Source organism: Chromobacterium sp. W521 (assembly GCF_052805975.1).
On the sequence record NZ_JBRBAF010000002.1, the window covers coordinates 28,096 to 44,125 of the forward strand.

At 65.1% G+C, this 16,030-nt stretch carries 8 protein-coding genes; 7 read left to right on the top strand and 1 reads right to left on the bottom strand.

Annotated features, from left to right (window positions below):
- Nucleotides 1–45: 45 nt before the first annotated feature.
- From aceE to ACUXV1_RS02585, 5 genes are all read left to right on the top strand, one after another.
- Nucleotides 46–2,709 carry a pyruvate dehydrogenase (acetyl-transferring), homodimeric type gene (gene aceE, locus ACUXV1_RS02565; protein ID WP_043589451.1) on the top strand — a complete coding sequence of 888 codons (2,664 nt, stop codon included), beginning with the start codon at nt 46–48 and terminating at the stop codon, nt 2,707–2,709.
- 120 nt (nt 2,710–2,829) lie between these two features.
- On the top strand, nt 2,830–4,467 hold the full coding sequence (gene aceF, locus ACUXV1_RS02570; protein WP_446014723.1) for a dihydrolipoyllysine-residue acetyltransferase: 1,638 nt from the start codon (nt 2,830–2,832) through the stop codon (nt 4,465–4,467).
- Between the two features lie 114 nt (nt 4,468–4,581).
- Nucleotides 4,582–6,381, top strand: a complete 1,800-nt coding sequence (lpdA, locus tag ACUXV1_RS02575) for a dihydrolipoyl dehydrogenase (protein ID WP_081554409.1) — start codon at nt 4,582–4,584, stop codon at nt 6,379–6,381.
- Nucleotides 6,382–6,714: 333 nt separating this feature from the next.
- On the top strand, nt 6,715–8,457 hold the full coding sequence (locus tag ACUXV1_RS02580; protein WP_043589456.1) for an autotransporter assembly complex protein TamA: 1,743 nt from the start codon (nt 6,715–6,717) through the stop codon (nt 8,455–8,457).
- 13 nt (nt 8,458–8,470) lie between these two features.
- Nucleotides 8,471–12,283, top strand: a complete 3,813-nt coding sequence (locus tag ACUXV1_RS02585; protein ID WP_446014722.1) for a translocation/assembly module TamB domain-containing protein — start codon at nt 8,471–8,473, stop codon at nt 12,281–12,283.
- A 57-nt stretch (nt 12,284–12,340) separates the two neighbouring features.
- Here ACUXV1_RS02585 and ACUXV1_RS02590 read toward each other — a convergent pair whose 3' ends face one another.
- On the bottom strand, nt 12,341–13,288 hold the full coding sequence (locus ACUXV1_RS02590; protein ID WP_043636772.1) for a LysR family transcriptional regulator: 948 nt from the start codon (nt 13,286–13,288) through the stop codon (nt 12,341–12,343).
- A gap of 164 nt (nt 13,289–13,452) precedes the next feature.
- Between ACUXV1_RS02590 and ACUXV1_RS02595 the strand changes: the two genes are divergently transcribed.
- Both ACUXV1_RS02595 and ACUXV1_RS02600 read left to right on the top strand, forming a co-directional pair.
- On the top strand, nt 13,453–14,646 hold the full coding sequence (locus tag ACUXV1_RS02595; RefSeq protein ID WP_043636775.1) for a M20 aminoacylase family protein: 1,194 nt from the start codon (nt 13,453–13,455) through the stop codon (nt 14,644–14,646).
- Nucleotides 14,643–15,935 carry an MFS transporter gene (locus tag ACUXV1_RS02600; RefSeq protein ID WP_043636778.1) on the top strand — a complete coding sequence of 431 codons (1,293 nt, stop codon included), beginning with the start codon at nt 14,643–14,645 and terminating at the stop codon, nt 15,933–15,935. The genes ACUXV1_RS02595 and ACUXV1_RS02600 overlap by 4 nt, the downstream gene beginning before the upstream one ends.
- Nucleotides 15,936–16,030: the final 95 nt, after the last annotated feature.

Consider the following 16,030-nt stretch of genomic DNA (forward strand, 5'->3'; position numbering starts at 1 on the left):
AGTGCTACATACGGCCCCCGATCCACCTTGCTGTGAGGACCAGAGATGGCTGCAACTTTCCCTGACGATATCGATCCGTTGGAAACCCAGGAATGGACTGAAGCGCTGGAGTCGGTGCTGGACGCCGAAGGCCCGGAGCGCGCGCATTACCTGTTGGAGAAACTGGTCGAGCGCACCCGCCGCCGCGGCGCCCATCTGCCGTTTGACGCCACCACCGCATACCAGAACAGCATTCCGCTCGGCAAAGAAGCCAAGTCGCCGGGCAACCACGAGCTGGAACACCGCATTCGCTCGATCAATCGCTGGAACGCCGCCGCTTTGGTGCTGCGCGCCGGCAAGAAGGACTTGGAGCTGGGCGGCCACATCGCCTCCTTCCAATCCTCCGCCACTCTGTACGATGTGGGTTTCAACCACTTCTGGCGCGCTCAGAACGATGAGCAAGACGGCGATCTGATCTACTTCCAGGGCCATATTTCCCCGGGGGTGTACGCACGCGCCTTCATGGAAGGCCGCCTGTCCGCGGAGCAGCTGGACAGCTTCCGTCAGGAAGTGGACGGCAACGGTCTGTCCTCCTACCCGCACCCGTGGCTGATGAAGGACTTCTGGCAGTTCCCGACCGTCTCGATGGGCCTGGGCCCCTTGATGGCCATCTACCAGGCCCGCTTCCTCAAGTATCTGGAAAGCCGCGGTCTGGCCAAGACTCCGGGGCGCAAAGTGTGGTGTTTCTGCGGCGACGGCGAGATGGACGAGCCGGAATCCCTGGGCGCGATTTCGATGGCGTCCCGCGAAGGCCTGGACAACCTGATCTTCGTGATCAACTGCAACCTGCAGCGTCTGGACGGCCCGGTGCGCGGCAACGGCAAGATCATCCAGGAACTGGAAGGCGATTTCCGCGGTTCCGGCTGGAACGTCCTGAAAGTGATCTGGGGCTCGCGTTGGGATCCGCTGCTGGCGATGGACACCAAGGGCTTGCTGAAGAAGCGCATGGACGAGTGCGTGGACGGCGATTACCAGACCTTCAAATCCAAGGACGGCGCTTACGTTCGCGAACACTTCTTCGGCAAATACCCGGAGCTGCGCGAAATGGTCGCCAATATGTCCGACGACGAGATCTGGGCGCTGAACCGCGGCGGCCATGATCCGCACAAGGTGTACGCCGCTTACCACGAGGCGTCCAACAACGCCAACGGCCGTCCGACCGTGATTCTGGCCAAGACCATCAAGGGTTACGGCATGGGCGCGTCCGGCGAAGCCAAGAACATCGCGCACCAGGCCAAGAAAATGGATCTGGATTCGCTGCGCAAATTCCGCGATCGCTTCGGCATTCCGGTGTCCGACGAAGAGCTGCCGAACGTGCCGTACTATCTGCCGGCCGAAGACAGCCCGGAAATGAAGTACATGCGTGAACGCCGCGCAGCGCTGGGCGGCTACCTGCCGGCGCGCAAGCCGGTGACCACCCCGCTGCAAACGCCGGAACTGTCCGTGTTCGACGCGCAGCTGCAAGCGTCCGGCGATCGCGAGTTCTCCACCACGATGGCCTTCGTCCGCATGCTGGGCACCATCATGAAGGACAAGAACATTGGTCAGCGCGTGGTTCCGATCGTACCGGACGAATCCCGTACCTTCGGCATGGAAGGCATGTTCCGCCAGTACGGCATCTGGTCCACCCAGGGTCAGAACTATGTGCCGCAGGATCATGACCAGCTGATGTTCTACAAGGAATCCAAGGACGGCCAGATTCTGCAGGAAGGCATCAACGAGCCGGGCGCGATGGCCGACTGGATCGCCGCGGCGACCAGCTACGCCAACAGCAGCCAGCCGATGATTCCGTTCTACATCTACTACTCGATGTTCGGCTTCCAGCGCATCGGCGATCTGGCCTGGGCCGCCGGCGACATGCGCGCCCGCGGTTTCCTGCTGGGCGGCACCGCCGGCCGCACCACGTTGAACGGCGAGGGCCTGCAGCACGAAGACGGTCACAGCCACATCCAGGCCGGCTTGATTCCGAACTGCATCAGCTACGACCCGACCTTCGCTTATGAGCTGGCGGTGATTGTGCAGGACGGCCTGCGCCGCATGTACGCCGAGCAGGAAGACGTCTTCTACTACCTGACCCTGATGAACGAAAACTACGTTCATCCGGCCATGCCGGCGGGCGCGGAAGAGGGCATCCTGAAGGGCATGTACCTGCTGCAGGACGGCGGCGACGCCAAGGTCAAAGTGCAGCTGATGGGCTCCGGCACCATCCTGCGCGAAGTGATGGCCGCGGCCGACTTGCTGAAGGCTGATTTCGGCATCGGCGCCGACATCTGGAGCGTGACCTCCTTCAACCAGCTGCGCCGCGACGGCATGGAAGCCGAGCGTCACAACCTGCTGAACCCGACCGCCGAAGCGCGCGCCTCCTACGTGGCGCAGCAACTGTCCGGCCGTCAAGGTCCGGTCGTGGCCGCAACCGACTACATCCGCAACTACGCCGATCAGATCCGCGAATACGTTCCGGGCCGTTACGTGGTGCTGGGCACCGACGGCTTCGGTCGCTCCGACAGCCGCGCCAACCTGCGCTCCTTCTTCGAGGTGGATCGCTACCACGTGGCTCTTGCGGCGCTGTCCGCTCTGGCGCGCGACGGCAAGATCGAAGCGTCCAAGGTGGCCGAGGCGATCGCCAAGTACGGCATCAAGACCGACAAGCTGCCTAGCTGGAAAGTGTAATCGCAAAGCGGAAGCCCCGGTTCAGGCCGGGGCCTTCCGCCTTTGCATGGCAAGCGAATCTGTAGCGGATATCCGGCGGCAGGCCCCGAAAGGGGCTTCCGCCTTACGAATGGAAAGCTCATGAGCAATCTGATCGAATTGAAAGTGCCCGACATCGGCGGTCACAGCAATGTAGACATCATCGAAGTATTCATCGTCCCGGGCCAGACCGTGTCCGTGGACGACAGCCTGATCACGCTGGAAACCGACAAGGCCACCATGGAAGTGCCGGCGGAAACCGCAGGTGTGATCAAGGAAGTCAAAGCCGTCGTCGGCGGCAAAATTTCCGAAGGCGACGTGATCGCCATCCTGGAAGTGGGCGCCGCCGCGTCCGCACCGGCCCCGGCGGCCGCAGCCCCGGCTCCCGCAGCCGCGCCTGCAGCGGCTCCGGCTCCGGCTCCAGCGGCCGCAGCGCCCGCGGCCTCCGGCCGCAGTGAAATCCGCGTGCCGGACATTGGCGGTCACAATGGCGTCGACGTGATTGAAGTCACCGTCAAGGTCGGCGATGACATCGCCGTCGACGACAGCCTGATCACGCTGGAAACCGACAAGGCCACCATGGAAGTGCCGGCCTCCGCCGCTGGCCGCGTGGTGGAAGTCAAAGTGAAAGTGGGCGACAAGGTCAGCGAAGGCGATCTGATCGTGGTGGTGGAAGGCGCTGTCGCAGCGGCCTCCGCCCCGGCAGCCGCCGCGCCGGCTCCGGCAGCAGCCCCGGCCGCACCGGCCCCGGCAGCCGCCGCACCCGCCGTGGCACCGGTCGCCGCGGCCGTGGCCGCCGCCATCGACGAAATCGCCTTCTCCAAGGCCCACGCTGGTCCGTCCGTGCGCCGTCTGGCGCGCGAACTGGGCGTGGATCTGGGCAAGGTCAAGGGCAATGGCCGCAAGGGCCGCATCACGGAAGACGACGTCAAAGCCTTCGTCAAGGGCGTGATGCAGAACCCGGCCTCGCTGGCCCCGGCCGCCGCGACGGCGGGCTCCGGCGCGGGTCTGGATCTGTTGCCGTGGCCGAAAGTCGATTTCGCCAAGTTCGGCCCGATCGAAACCAAGCCGCTGTCCCGCATCCAGAAGATTTCCGGCGCCAATCTGTCGCGCAACTGGGTGATGATCCCGCACGTAACCTTCAACGATGAGTGCGACATCACCGAGCTGGAAGACTTCCGCAAGACCGTGGGCAAGGAGTGGGAAAAGTCCGGCCTGAAGATCAGTCCGCTGGCCTTCATCATCAAGGCGGCCGCCGAAGCGCTGAAGGCCTTCCCGACCTTCAACAGCTCGCTGGACGGCGACAACCTGGTGCTGAAGCAGTATTACCACATCGGCTTCGCCGCCGACACGCCTAACGGCCTGGTAGTGCCGGTGATCAAGGACGCGGACAAGAAGGGCCTGCGCCAGATCGCTCAGGAACTGACCGACCTGTCCAAGCTGGCCCGCGAAGGCAAGCTCAAGCCCACCGACATGCAGGGCGCGACCTTCACCATCTCCAGCCTGGGCGGCATTGGCGGCACCAGCTTCACGCCTATCGTGAACGCGCCGGAAGTGGCCATCCTCGGCGTCTGCAAGTCGCAGATCAAGCCGGTGTGGAACGGTAAGGAATTCGCGCCGCGCCTGATGTGCCCGCTGTCGCTGTCCTTCGATCACCGCGTGATCGACGGCGCCGCCGCCGCGCGCTTCACCGTGCATCTGGGCAAGCTGCTGTCCGACGTGCGCCGCCTGATTCTGTAATCGCCAGCAGAACGGCCGCTCCGGTCTAGCCGGAGCGCGCCGCTCAAGCGAACGATTCTGCTGAATATCGGCGGAGGCTTCCGGGCTTCCGCCTTACGTTGCGGATGGAAAACCATGAGCAATCTGATTGAACTGAAAGTCCCGGACATCGGCGGCCACAACAACGTGGACGTGATCGAAGTCTTCGTCAAGCCGGGCGACGTGATCGCGAAAGAAGCCAGCCTGATCACGCTGGAAACCGACAAGGCCACGATGGAAGTGCCGGCCGAAGCCGCCGGCACCGTCAAGGAAGTGCGCGTCGCCGTGGGTGGCAAAGTCTCCGAAGGCGATGTGATCGTGATCGTAGAAGCCGCCGGCGCAGCCGCCGCGGCTCCGGCTGAAGTGAAGCCGGTGGAAACCACCGGCGTCGCCTCCGCCACCACCCAAGCCGGCTTCGCGCCGCAGGCCGCTCCGGTCGCCGCCAGCCATAGCGGCGGCGCCGACATCGAATGCGACGTGATGGTGTTGGGCGGCGGTCCCGGCGGTTATTCCGCCGCCTTCCGCGCGGCCGACCTGGGCCTGAAAGTGGTCATCGTCGAGCGCTATTCCACCCTGGGCGGCGTCTGCCTGAACGTGGGCTGCATCCCGTCCAAGGCCCTGCTGCACAATGCGGCGGTGATCGACGAGGTCAGCCATCTGGCCGCCAACGGCATCAAGTTCGGCAAGCCGGAAGTGGACATCGACATGCTGCGCGGCTACAAGGAAAAGGTCATCGCCAAGCTGACCGGCGGCCTCGCCGGCATGGCCAAGGCGCGCAAGGTGGAGATCGTGCGCGGTAACGGCCGTTTCATCGACCCGCACCACATCGAAGTGTCCGCCACCACCGGCAAGGGCCGCGAAGAGAGCGGCGAGAAGAAAATCGTCAAATTCAAGAACGCCATCATCGCCGCCGGTTCCCGCGTGGTGAAGCTGCCGTTCATTCCGGACGATCCGCGCGTGGTGGACTCCACCGGCGCGCTGGAGCTGAAGGGCGTGGCCAACCGCATGTTGATCATCGGCGGTGGCATCATCGGCCTGGAAATGGGCACCGTCTACTCCACGCTGGGCGCGCGCCTGGACGTGGTGGAAATGATGGACGGCCTGATGCAGGGCGCGGACCGCGACCTGGTCAAGGTTTGGCAGAAGTGGAACGCCCATCGTTTCGACAACATCATGCTGAACACCAAGACCGTGGCCGTGGAACCCAAGGACGACGGCGTGTGGGTGACTTTCGAAGGCGATCAAGCCCCGAAAGAACCGCAACGCTACGACCTGGTGCTGTACGCCACCGGCCGCGCGCCCAACGGCAAGCTGATCGGCGCGGAAAACGCCGGCATCGCGGTGACCGATCGCGGCTTCATCCCGGTGGACAAACAGCAGCGCACCAATGTGCCGCACATCTTCGCCATCGGCGACATCGTCGGCCAGCCGATGCTGGCGCACAAGGGCGTGCATGAAGGCCATGTGGCGGCGGAAAACTGCGCCGGCCAGAAGTCCTACTTCGACGCGCGCGTGATCCCGGGCGTGGCTTACACCGATCCGGAAGTGGCTTGGGTCGGCGTCACCGAGGACGAAGCCAAGAAGCAAGGCCTGAAGATCGAGAAGGGCGTGTTTCCGTGGGCCGCCTCCGGCCGCGCCATCGCCAATGGCCGCGACGAGGGCTTCACCAAGCTGATCTTCGACGCGGAAAGCCACCAGATCATCGGCGGCGGCATCGTCGGTCCGCATGCCGGCGACATGATAGGCGAAGTGTGCCTGGCCATTGAAATGGGCTGCGACGCCACCGATATCGGCAAGACCATCCACCCGCATCCCACCATGGGCGAGTCCATCGGCATGGCGGCGGAAGTGGCGCACGGCACTTGCACGGATTTGCCGCCGCAGCGCAAGAAGTAAGCGCGGCTCGGAAAGGAAAAGGGCGAACCTCCGGGTTTGCCCTTTTTTTATGCGCCCGACCATATTGAGCCGGCGCTATAAAAACCGCTGAGGGTAAAACTATTGCCGGTGCGGCCAGTCATACCTCATTGCGCCTAAATGGCGCGTGTGGCCGGCTTGCGATGAGCAAAACGAAAGCCTACGCGCCGTTTTCTAAATTTAAATTGAATATAAATTAAGCTTTTGGTTTAAGAAAACACCGGCCTGTCCGCGCGATTTTGAAGCCGCCCAGCCGCTTCTCGCCAGCCGCCGCAAGTTTCGTTACCATGGCCTCGACACTAAACGAATCGGACCATGCCAAGCTCCCGCCTGCTCATTTCATTGATCTTATTGCTGTCGGCGACGCCCGCCTGGGCCAAGCTGGATTACAGCGTGCGCGTCGACGCGCCTTCCGGCCTGGCCGGCTTGCTGCAAGACAATCTGGAATTGGTCACCAGCCGTCTGGAAGAAGAAATGGACGAAACGCTGCTGGCCGAACTGGTGCGGAGCACCCCGGAGGATGCGCGCAAGCTGCTGGAGACCGAGGGTTACTTCGACGCGCGCGTCAATGTGCGCGAAGAAAGCCCCCGGCAGTACGTGATCGAGGTCAAGCCCGGCCAACCCACGCTGATCGACGACGTCACCATCCGCCTGAACGGGCCGATACGCGACGAAGGCGATTTCCAGCAACGCTTCGCCGCGGTGCTCGAGGCCTGGTCTCTGCCGATGGGCGCGCCTTATCGGCAATCCGACTGGGACGGCAGCAAGCGCGCGGTGATGCGTCTGATCACCGCCGACCGCTTCCCCAGAGCGCAGATCAGCAAAAGCGTGGCGGAAATCGATCCGGCCACCCGCCGCGCGCAACTGGTGGTGGACATCGACAGCGGGCCGGTGATCCTGTTCGGCGACATCACCGTCAAAGGCATGAAGCGTTATCCGGAAAAGATCGCCACCGGCTTGGCGGATTTCTCCCCCGGCACCGCATACCGGCTGCAGAAAATTTTTGATTACCAGTCGGCGCTGGAGCAGGCGCCGCATTTCTCCAATGTGGTGGTCAGCGCCGACATGGCCCGTATCGACCCGGAGACCCACCGGGTGCCGGTGGAAGTGGACGTCACCGAAATGCCGCGCCAGAAGCTGGAGCTGGGCTTGATCTACGACTCCGGCGACGGCCCCGGCGTGCGCGTCGGTTACGACCATTACAATATCTTCCGCCGCGGCTACACCGGCTCGCTGGTGACCAACTGGAAGAAAAACCAGCAATCGCTATCGTTGGGTCTGGGCTTTCCGCGCCAGTCCGACGGCTATTCCCACTCCATCACCAGCGCTTTCAAGACCGACGACGTGCAGGGCCTGAAAACCCGCAGCAGCGATGTGGGCGGCTGGCGCACCCGTACTCGCGGCAATATCGAGGCGCGCCTCGGCCTGCAGTACCTGATGGAAAGCGAGGAGGCCGGCGGCGTGTCCAACAAGGATACCCGCGCCTTGCAGCTGGTCTACGGCTGGACCCAGCGCGCGGTGGACGATCTGATGCGGCCGCGCTCCGGCGTCTTGCTGGACTTTCAGCTTTCCGGCACGGTCGGCAGCGCGCTGTCCTCAACCTCCTATGTGCGCGGCTACGCCCGCACCGTTGCTTACTGGTCGCCGTTTCCCAAGTACGGCACCTTCGTCGGCCGGCTGGAATTGGGTCAAGTGTGGGCCAACGACAAGGATGCGGTGCCGTCCTCCATCCTGTTCCGCGCCGGCGGCGCCAACAGCGTGCGCGGCTACGATTACCAGAGCCTGGGCCTGCCGGGCCCCAACGGCTCGGTGCTGGGCGGCCGCGTGGTGGCCACCGGCAGCCTGGAGTATCAAATCCCGATCAAGCCGGACTGGTATCTGGCCCTGTTCACCGACGCCGGCAACGCCAGCCAGAGCTGGAAGGGCTTCCAGGTGGAGCGCGCCAACGGCGTGGGGGTGCGCTGGATGAGCCCGGTGGCCCCGCTGGCCTTTGACTTCGCCAAGGCGGAGCGCGACGGCAAAATCCGCTGGAACCTCAGCCTGGGCCTGGCCTTCTGACCTGAATGCATTCATGAGCGAAACCGACACCTCCCCCACTCCCGACACCGCCCCGCCGCCGCCGGCCAAGCCCAAGCGCCGTCGTTGGCGCTGGCTGCTGTGGCTGCCCTTATTGCTGGTCGCGCTGCTGCTGGCAGCCAGCGCCTGGTTGACCGGCAGCCGCGCCGGTTTCGCCTGGCTGATGCAGTCGCTGGGCGGCCTCAGCGGCAACACCGTCAGCGTCAAGCACGCCGAAGGCACGCTGTGGGACGGCTTCAAATTGAGCGAGGTGCGCGTGCGCAGCGCTGGCAGCGACGTGGACATCGAGTCCGTGCAGCTGGACTGGCGGCCTGGCGCCTTGTGGCAGCGCCAATTGTGGGTGCGGCAATTGGCCGTGGGCCACGTCAAGGTGGCGGTGAAACCGACGCCGGCCACCCCGCCCAGCGGTGCGCCGGAGTCTCTAGCCTTGCCGCTGGAGATCCGTCTGGACCGGTTGAGTGTGGCCAGCGTGACGCTGGAGCCGGCTAAGCTGCGGCTTTACGGCCTGGAAGCCGGCTACGTCTACGATGGCCGGCGCCACGATCTCAAGCTCAAGCGCCTGGGTTCGCCCTGGGGCGAGGCCGCGGCGGCGCTGCAATTGGCCGATGCCAAGCCCTTCGCGCTGCAGGGCAAGCTCAGCGCCGACGGCGAACTGGACAAGATTCCCTATCAGGCGCGGCTGGCGCTGGGCGGCAATCTGCTGCACCTGAGCTTTGACGGCGAGTTATCCGGCAAAGACTTGGTGGCCGACGTCAAGGGCGGCCTGCTGCCCTTCGCCAGCAATCCCTTCAATAGCTTTACCCGGCTGGACGCACGCATGGCCGGCATCAATCCGCAAGCCATCCTGCCGGAATGGCCGCGCGCCAAACTCAGTTTGGCGGTGTTTGCGGAGCCGGACGCCGGCCAGCGCGTCAAAGGCGGGCTGACCCTCCTCAACGAGCAGGCCGGCCCCTTGTCCGATCAGCGCTTGCCGCTATCCTTGCTGGTAAGCGAGTTCCGCGCCGACGACAAGGCGCTGGAGCTGTTCAACACCCACGCCCGGATCGCCGGCGGCGAAATCGGCCTGGCCGGCCAGGTGCGGCCGGACCGGCTCAAGCTGGCGTTGGATATTTCCAAGCTGGGCCTGCGGCAATTGCACGCCGACGCGCCGGACGACAGTCTGGACGGCCGAGTGACGCTGGACGGCCCTCTGAGCGGTCCGAACATCCTGGCCCAGCTCAAGGGCAAAACCCTGCAGGCCAAGGCCAATGTCGGTTTTGCGCCGGCGCCGCACCCGGCGCTGCTGATCCGGCAGGCGGAATTGACCGCCGGCGTGGGCAGCCTGGCTCTATCCGGCCAATTGGGGCTGGATGGCAAGCAGTTGTTCGATTTCAACGGCAAGCTCAATCGCGCAGACCCGTCCAAGCTCAAGCCCGGCTTGCCCAGCGGCGACCTCAACGCCAGTCTGCAGGCCAAGGGCCAACTGGCCAGCCCGCTGAATGTGGCGGCCAAGCTGCAATTCTCCCCCAGCAAGCTGTCCGGCGCGCCGCTAAGCGGCGCCGCCGACCTGCAACTGCAGGGCGAACGTCTGAAATCGCTCAGCGCCGACCTGAGGCTGGCGCAGAACCGGCTGCAGGCCAACGGCGCTTACGGCGTGGCCGGCGACAAGCTAAAACTCTTGATCGACGCGCCCAACCTCGGTCTGATCGGCCCCGGCTTCTCCGGTGTGGTCAAGGGGCAGGGAGAACTGGCTGGCACGCCCAAGGCGCCGTTGATCAGCGCCAACCTGCAAGCCGACCGTCTGAAGCTGCCGGGCAATATCGCCGTGCAGAGCATGCAATTCAGCGGCAACGTCAAAGCCGACCAGAACAGTCCGTTCCAGCTCAAACTGGATGTGGCCGCGCTGCAGGCCGGCGGTTTCCGCGCCGAGCAATTGCGCGCCAGCGCCAACGGCACCCGTGCGCGCCACGCCCTGCAGTTGGACGGACGTTTCCGTCTGGCCGATCACCCCTACGCGCTGCAACTGGCGGCTAGCGGCGGCTTGCGCGGCGAGGCCGGGCCTTGGGCCGGCACCTTGAGCAAGCTGGAGTTGAGTGGTCGTCCCGGCCTCAGCCTGCTGGCGCCGGTGGCGCTGGAGCTGGGCGAGCAGATCAAGGTGGGCAACGCCCGCTTGGCCGCGCTGGGCGGCAGCATTACCCTGGCGGAACTCAACCGCGGGGCCAACGGAGCGCTCAGCACCCGCGGCTCCGCGCGCGGCTTGAGGCTGGCGGAGCTGGGCCCCTTGCTCAGCCTGCCGGTGAAGCAGGATCTGAGCTTCGACTCCGACTGGAATCTGAATTTGGCGGCCAACGCCAAGGGCCAATTCGCGCTGCGCCGCGCCGGCGGCGATGTGCAATTGCCGGGAGACAAGGGCAAGGACGTGGCGCTGGGCTTGAAGACCGCGGTCGCCACCCTGACGTTGGACGGCGGCCGCGCCTTGTTCGATCTGAATTTGGATAGCCGCTACGCCCAGCTGCAAGGCAAGGGTTCCGTACCGTGGAACGGCGGCGCCATCGACGCCAAAACCCCGCTCAACGCCACCGTCAGCGCCAGCGTGCCCTCGCTGGCGACGCTGGCTAGCTTCGCCGGCCCGTCTTTGGAACTGGGCGGTCAGATCGGCGCCAATCTGGCGCTGACCGGCGCACTGAGCCTGCCGATGGCGCAAGGGACGATACGCGGCGACAAATTATTGCTGGCCGACCGCCGCACTGGCATCCGCCTGGGCGACGGCAGCCTGCTGGCGCGGCTGGACGGCCGCAAGCTGGTGTTGGAGCGCTTGCGTTTCGCCGGCGGCGAAGGCGAGGTGGCGGCTAGCGGAGCGCTGGATCTCAGCGGCGACACCCCGGATGCGCGGGTGGCGGTGGAGTTGCGCAAGTTCGGCGTGTTCGACCGTCCCAACCGCCGCCTGGTGGTGTCCGGCCGTACGGAACTGGCGATGGTGGCCGGCAAATTGTCGCTGACCGGCCATATCCGCGCGGATCAGGGCCGCATCGGCCTGCCCAAGTTCGGCGCGCCCAGCCTGAGCGATGACGTGATGGTCAAGGGCCGGCCCGGGCCGGAGCCGTCGGCCTTCGCCAGCATGCCGCTGACAGTGGCGCTGGATCTGGACCTGGGAGATCACTTCCGCTTCTCCGGCCAGGGCTTGAACGTGGACTTGACCGGCTCGGTGCGCGTGAGCGCCAATCCGGGCGAAGCGCCGGGCGCCAAGGGCCAAGTGCGTGTGGTCAAGGGCCGTTACAAGGCTTACGGACAGGACTTGGACATCGAGTACGGCGCGATCACCTTCAACGGCCCTCTGGATAATCCGCTGCTCAATGTGCGCGCCAAGCGCCGCCTGTCGCCGGTGGGAGCCGGCGTGGAAGTCAGCGGTTCGGTGTCGGTGCCCAAGGTGCGTCTGATCGCGGACGAGCCGATGTCGGAAAAGGACAAGCTGGCCTGGCTGGTGTTGGGCCGGGCGGCGAGCGGCGAGCGCGACGACAACGATCTGGCGGCCTCCGCCGGCATGATGTTGGCCGGTTCGCTCAACGACCAGATCGGCCTGTTCGATGACTTGGGCGTGTCCAGCCGCAAGGAAAAAACCTTGGCCAACGGCACGGTGAGCCCGGCGGAGCAGGTGGTGACGGTGGGCCGTCAGCTGACCCGCGAACTGTATTTGGGCTACGAGTACGGCGTAACCAGCGCGAACCAGGCGGTGAAGCTGGCCTATCAACTGAGCAAGGGTTGGTCGATGGTGCTGCGGGCGGGTACCGACGCCTCGGTAGAGTCGCGCTACACCTTGCGCTTTGATTGAGCGAGGCAATCGCCGGTCAACGCCGTACCGACGAATCTTCGCGGCTTTGAACGGGTTCTAAAACCGCAGCGTCAGCATGCGCGCCAGCGCCCGGTCCTCTGGCCGGGCCGAGCCCATGCGTTGGCGCAGCGTCTGCCGCAGACAGTCGATGAAGCCGCGCGCGGCATAACCGTGAGCCTGCCCTTGCAGGCTGATCACGCCGATGACGATCTCTTCCATGTCTTCCCGCAGCGACAAGGCCTGGACCTTGCCGGCGAACTCCGGACACAGCAACAAGGGTTCCGGCCCATAGCTGAGCATGCCGGCCTGAACCAGGCCGGCCAGCAGCGCCATCGACTGCGCGCAGATCAGCCGTTCCGGCGCGATAGCCAGGCCGTGGCGGGTGAACAACTGGTCCAGCACGTGGCGGTAGCTGGCCGGGCTGTAATTGACCACCCAATCCTGCTCCAGCAGCGCGGACAAGGATTGTGCGCGCAGCGCAGGATGCCCGTTGCGGGCGAACACTCGGCCGCCGTGACTGAACAGCGGCTGGCAATGGAATTCCTGCGCCAGCGGCTCGAACAGCGGGCCGATGGCGAAATCCATCTGGCCGTCGCGCAAGCGCGGCAGCGCCACCGCCAGCAAGCCTTCGAATAGTTCCAGCCGGATTTCCGGCAGACGTTGGCGAAAGCGCAACACCACTTCCGGCAATAGCGTGGGCACCAGCCAGGGCGTGACGCCTATGCAGAGCCGGGCGTCGCGTTGGCCGCGTAGCGCTTCCATTTCGCCGTGGGCGCGTTCCAGTTGCATCGCCACCTGGCGGGCATGGATCAGCAGCGCCTGACCCGCCTCGGTTAGCCGCGCGCCGCTGGCGTGACGCTGCAACAGGGGCAGCCGCTGTTCTTGTTCCAGCTCGCGCAGCGTCTTGCTGACCGCGGCCTGGGACAGGTCCAACATGCGCGCGGCGGCGCGAATGCCGCCGCCGTCGGCCAGCGCGATCAGCGCTTGCAGTTGCTGCAGTTTCATCTTTTCTCCAAGTGGACAACCAGAAGTGTTCTCGATCACTTTCTCAAGTCTATTCACCTGTTAACTATTGCCGCTAGTCTGTGATCGCTGTTTCGGCGTCGTGTCCAACGCCGCCAAGACAGTGTGCGACAAGAGGCTCATAGACACCATAAGGAGACAAGGCCATGAACGCTCACATTCTGCCCGGTATCCGCGATATCGCTCCGGCGATGACAGAACTGCGCCACAAGATACATGCCCACCCGGAGTTGGGTTTCGAGGAGGTGGAAACCCGCCGCCACGTGATCCGCTGTCTGCGCGAATGGGGCTACGAGATCCACGAAGGATTGGGCGTCACCGGCGTGGTCGGCACCTTGCGCCGCGGCGAGGGGCCGCGCATAGGCCTGCGCGCAGACATGGACGCGCTGCCGATTCAGGAAAGCACCGGTTTACCCTGGGCCAGCCGCGTGGAGGGAAAAATGCACGCCTGCGGCCATGACGGTCATACCGCGATGCTGCTGGCCGCCGCTTGCGAGCTGGCGCGGCGCGACAGTTTTAGCGGCACCGTGCATCTCTTTTTCCAGCCCGCGGAGGAGGGGCATGGTGGCTCCGGCGCCAAGCGCATGCTGGACGACGGCCTGTTTCGCTTGTTCCCCTGCGATGCCATCTTCGCCATGCACAATATGCCGGGCTTTCCAGTGGGACAATTAGGTTTCCGGTCCGGTCCGTTCATGGCCTCCACCGACACCGCGGTGATTCGCATCCACGCCACCGGCGGCCACGGCGCGATGCCGCACACGGCGGTGGACCCCATCGTGGTGGCGGCTTCGCTGGTGATGGCCTTGCAAAGCGTGGTGGCGCGCAATGTGCCGCCGCTGGACATGGCCGTGGTGACGGTGGGGGCCATCTTGGCTGGGGAGGCGCCGAACGTGATTCCTGAGCGCGCGGAAATGCGTTTGAGCATCCGCGCCTTGCGGCCGGAGGTGCGCGCTTTGCTGCGCCAGCGGATCGAAGCGTTGGCCGAAGCGCAGGCCGCCGGTTTCGGCGCGCGCGCCGAAGTGGATTATCAATACGGCTATCCGGTGTTGATCAACGACGAGGCGGCCACCGCGCTGGCGCGGCAGGTGGCGTTGGACTGGCTGGGCGAGGACGGGGTGGCGGCGGAGATGCCGCCGCTGACCGGCAGCGAGGATTTCGCCTTCTGGCTGGAACGGGTGCCGGGCTGTTATCTGATCATCGGCAACGGCGATGGAGAGGGCGGCTGCATGGTGCATAACCCCGGCTACGACTTCAACGACCAGGCTTTGCCGGTGGGCGCCAGCTACTGGGTCAAGCTGGTGGAGCGTTATCTGGGCGGCGAGGCCGGGGGCGGGCAATGACGGCGGCGCAATGGGCGGCAGCGCGGCCGGCCGCGCCCAGCCGCCGCGCGATCATCGCCATCACCGTGGGCAATGCGTTGGAGTTCTACGATTTCATCGTCTACAGCGCGCTGGCCACCTTGATGGGGCGCTTGTTTTTTCCGTTCAGCGACGAGCCGCTGCTGCAACTCATGCTGTCGTTCGCCGTGTTCGGCACCGGCTTCGTCAGCCGGCCGATAGGCGGCATCGTCATCGGCCTGTACGCGGACCGCAAGGGGCGCAAGCCGGCCTTGCGGCTCAGCCTGTGGTTGATGGCGATAGGCTCGCTGTTGTTCGTGGTGGCGCCCACCTATGCGCAGGCCGGCTTGCTTGGGCCGGCGTTAGTGGTGCTGGGGCGGCTGGTGCAGGGCTTCGCCGTCGGCGGCCAGGTGGGCGCGGCCACCTCCATGTTGATGGAGTACGCCGATGATAAGTCGCGCGGCTATTACTGTAGCTGGCAGTTGTTCAGCCAGGGGCTGGGGGTGTTGGCCGGCACGCTGACGGTGAGCTTGCTTAGCGGGATGTTGTCCGCGGCGGCGATGGATGCCTGGGGTTGGCGTCTGGTTTTCGCCATCGGCGTGCTGGCGATCCCGGTAGGCGAGTACATTCGCCACCAACTGGACGAGACTGCGTCGTCGGCGATCGCGCCCCGGGCGACGGTGGAGCCGGCCGGCCCTTTGTTGCGACGGCATTGGCGGCAGCTGCTGGCCGGGGTGTTGTTGACCATAGGCGGCACGGCGCCTACCTTCATCGTCGGCCATTATCTGGCCAACCACGCGGTGACGGTGCTGGGCATGCCCTTGGCGGTGGCGATCTGGGCCGCGTCGACCGCGGCATTGCTGCAAGTGCTGTTGTCGGTGCCGGCAGGGCGGTGGAGCGACCGCATCGGCCGGCGCAAGTCCATTCTGTGGCCGCGCTTGCTGCTGTTGCTGTTGATCTATCCGGGTTTCATGTTGGTCAACGCGGCCTCGAGCTGGCCGGTGCTGCTCTTGGTGGTGGCGATATTGACCTTGCCGCTGGTGTATACCTCGGTGCCCAGTATTGCCTTGCTGCCGGAACTGTTTCCACGTCGCATCCGCGCCAGCGGCATGTCCATTGTTTATTGCGTGGGGGTGATGATCTTCGGCGGTTTTGCGCAGTTCTTCGCCGCCGGTCTGATCAAGTTGACAGGAGATCCTAATGCGCCGGCCTTGTACGCGGGGCTATGCATGTTGGTATCGCTGATTGGGCTGGCGATGGTGCCGGAAACGGCGAATCGGCCGCTGGATTGAGAGGCGGAGCGTCCGGTCCGGCGCGCGCCGGGCCGGACTCATAACCGGTTCAAAGTCTGCTGCGCTTCGTGAAGCGTTGCACGGTGAGTACAAGC

Coding starts and splice junctions, on each gene's coding strand:
- ACUXV1_RS02585 (WP_446014722.1), top strand. CDS start 8,471: ATGAGCGAAACCGACACCTCCCCCACTCCCGACACCGCCCCGCCGCCG.
- aceE (WP_043589451.1), top strand. CDS start 46: ATGGCTGCAACTTTCCCTGACGATATCGATCCGTTGGAAACCCAGGAA.
- ACUXV1_RS02600 (WP_043636778.1), top strand. CDS start 14,643: ATGACGGCGGCGCAATGGGCGGCAGCGCGGCCGGCCGCGCCCAGCCGC.
- aceF (WP_446014723.1), top strand. CDS start 2,830: ATGAGCAATCTGATCGAATTGAAAGTGCCCGACATCGGCGGTCACAGC.
- ACUXV1_RS02595 (WP_043636775.1), top strand. CDS start 13,453: ATGAACGCTCACATTCTGCCCGGTATCCGCGATATCGCTCCGGCGATG.
- lpdA (WP_081554409.1), top strand. CDS start 4,582: ATGAGCAATCTGATTGAACTGAAAGTCCCGGACATCGGCGGCCACAAC.
- ACUXV1_RS02580 (WP_043589456.1), top strand. CDS start 6,715: ATGCCAAGCTCCCGCCTGCTCATTTCATTGATCTTATTGCTGTCGGCG.
- ACUXV1_RS02590 (WP_043636772.1), bottom strand. CDS start 13,288: ATGAAACTGCAGCAACTGCAAGCGCTGATCGCGCTGGCCGACGGCGGC.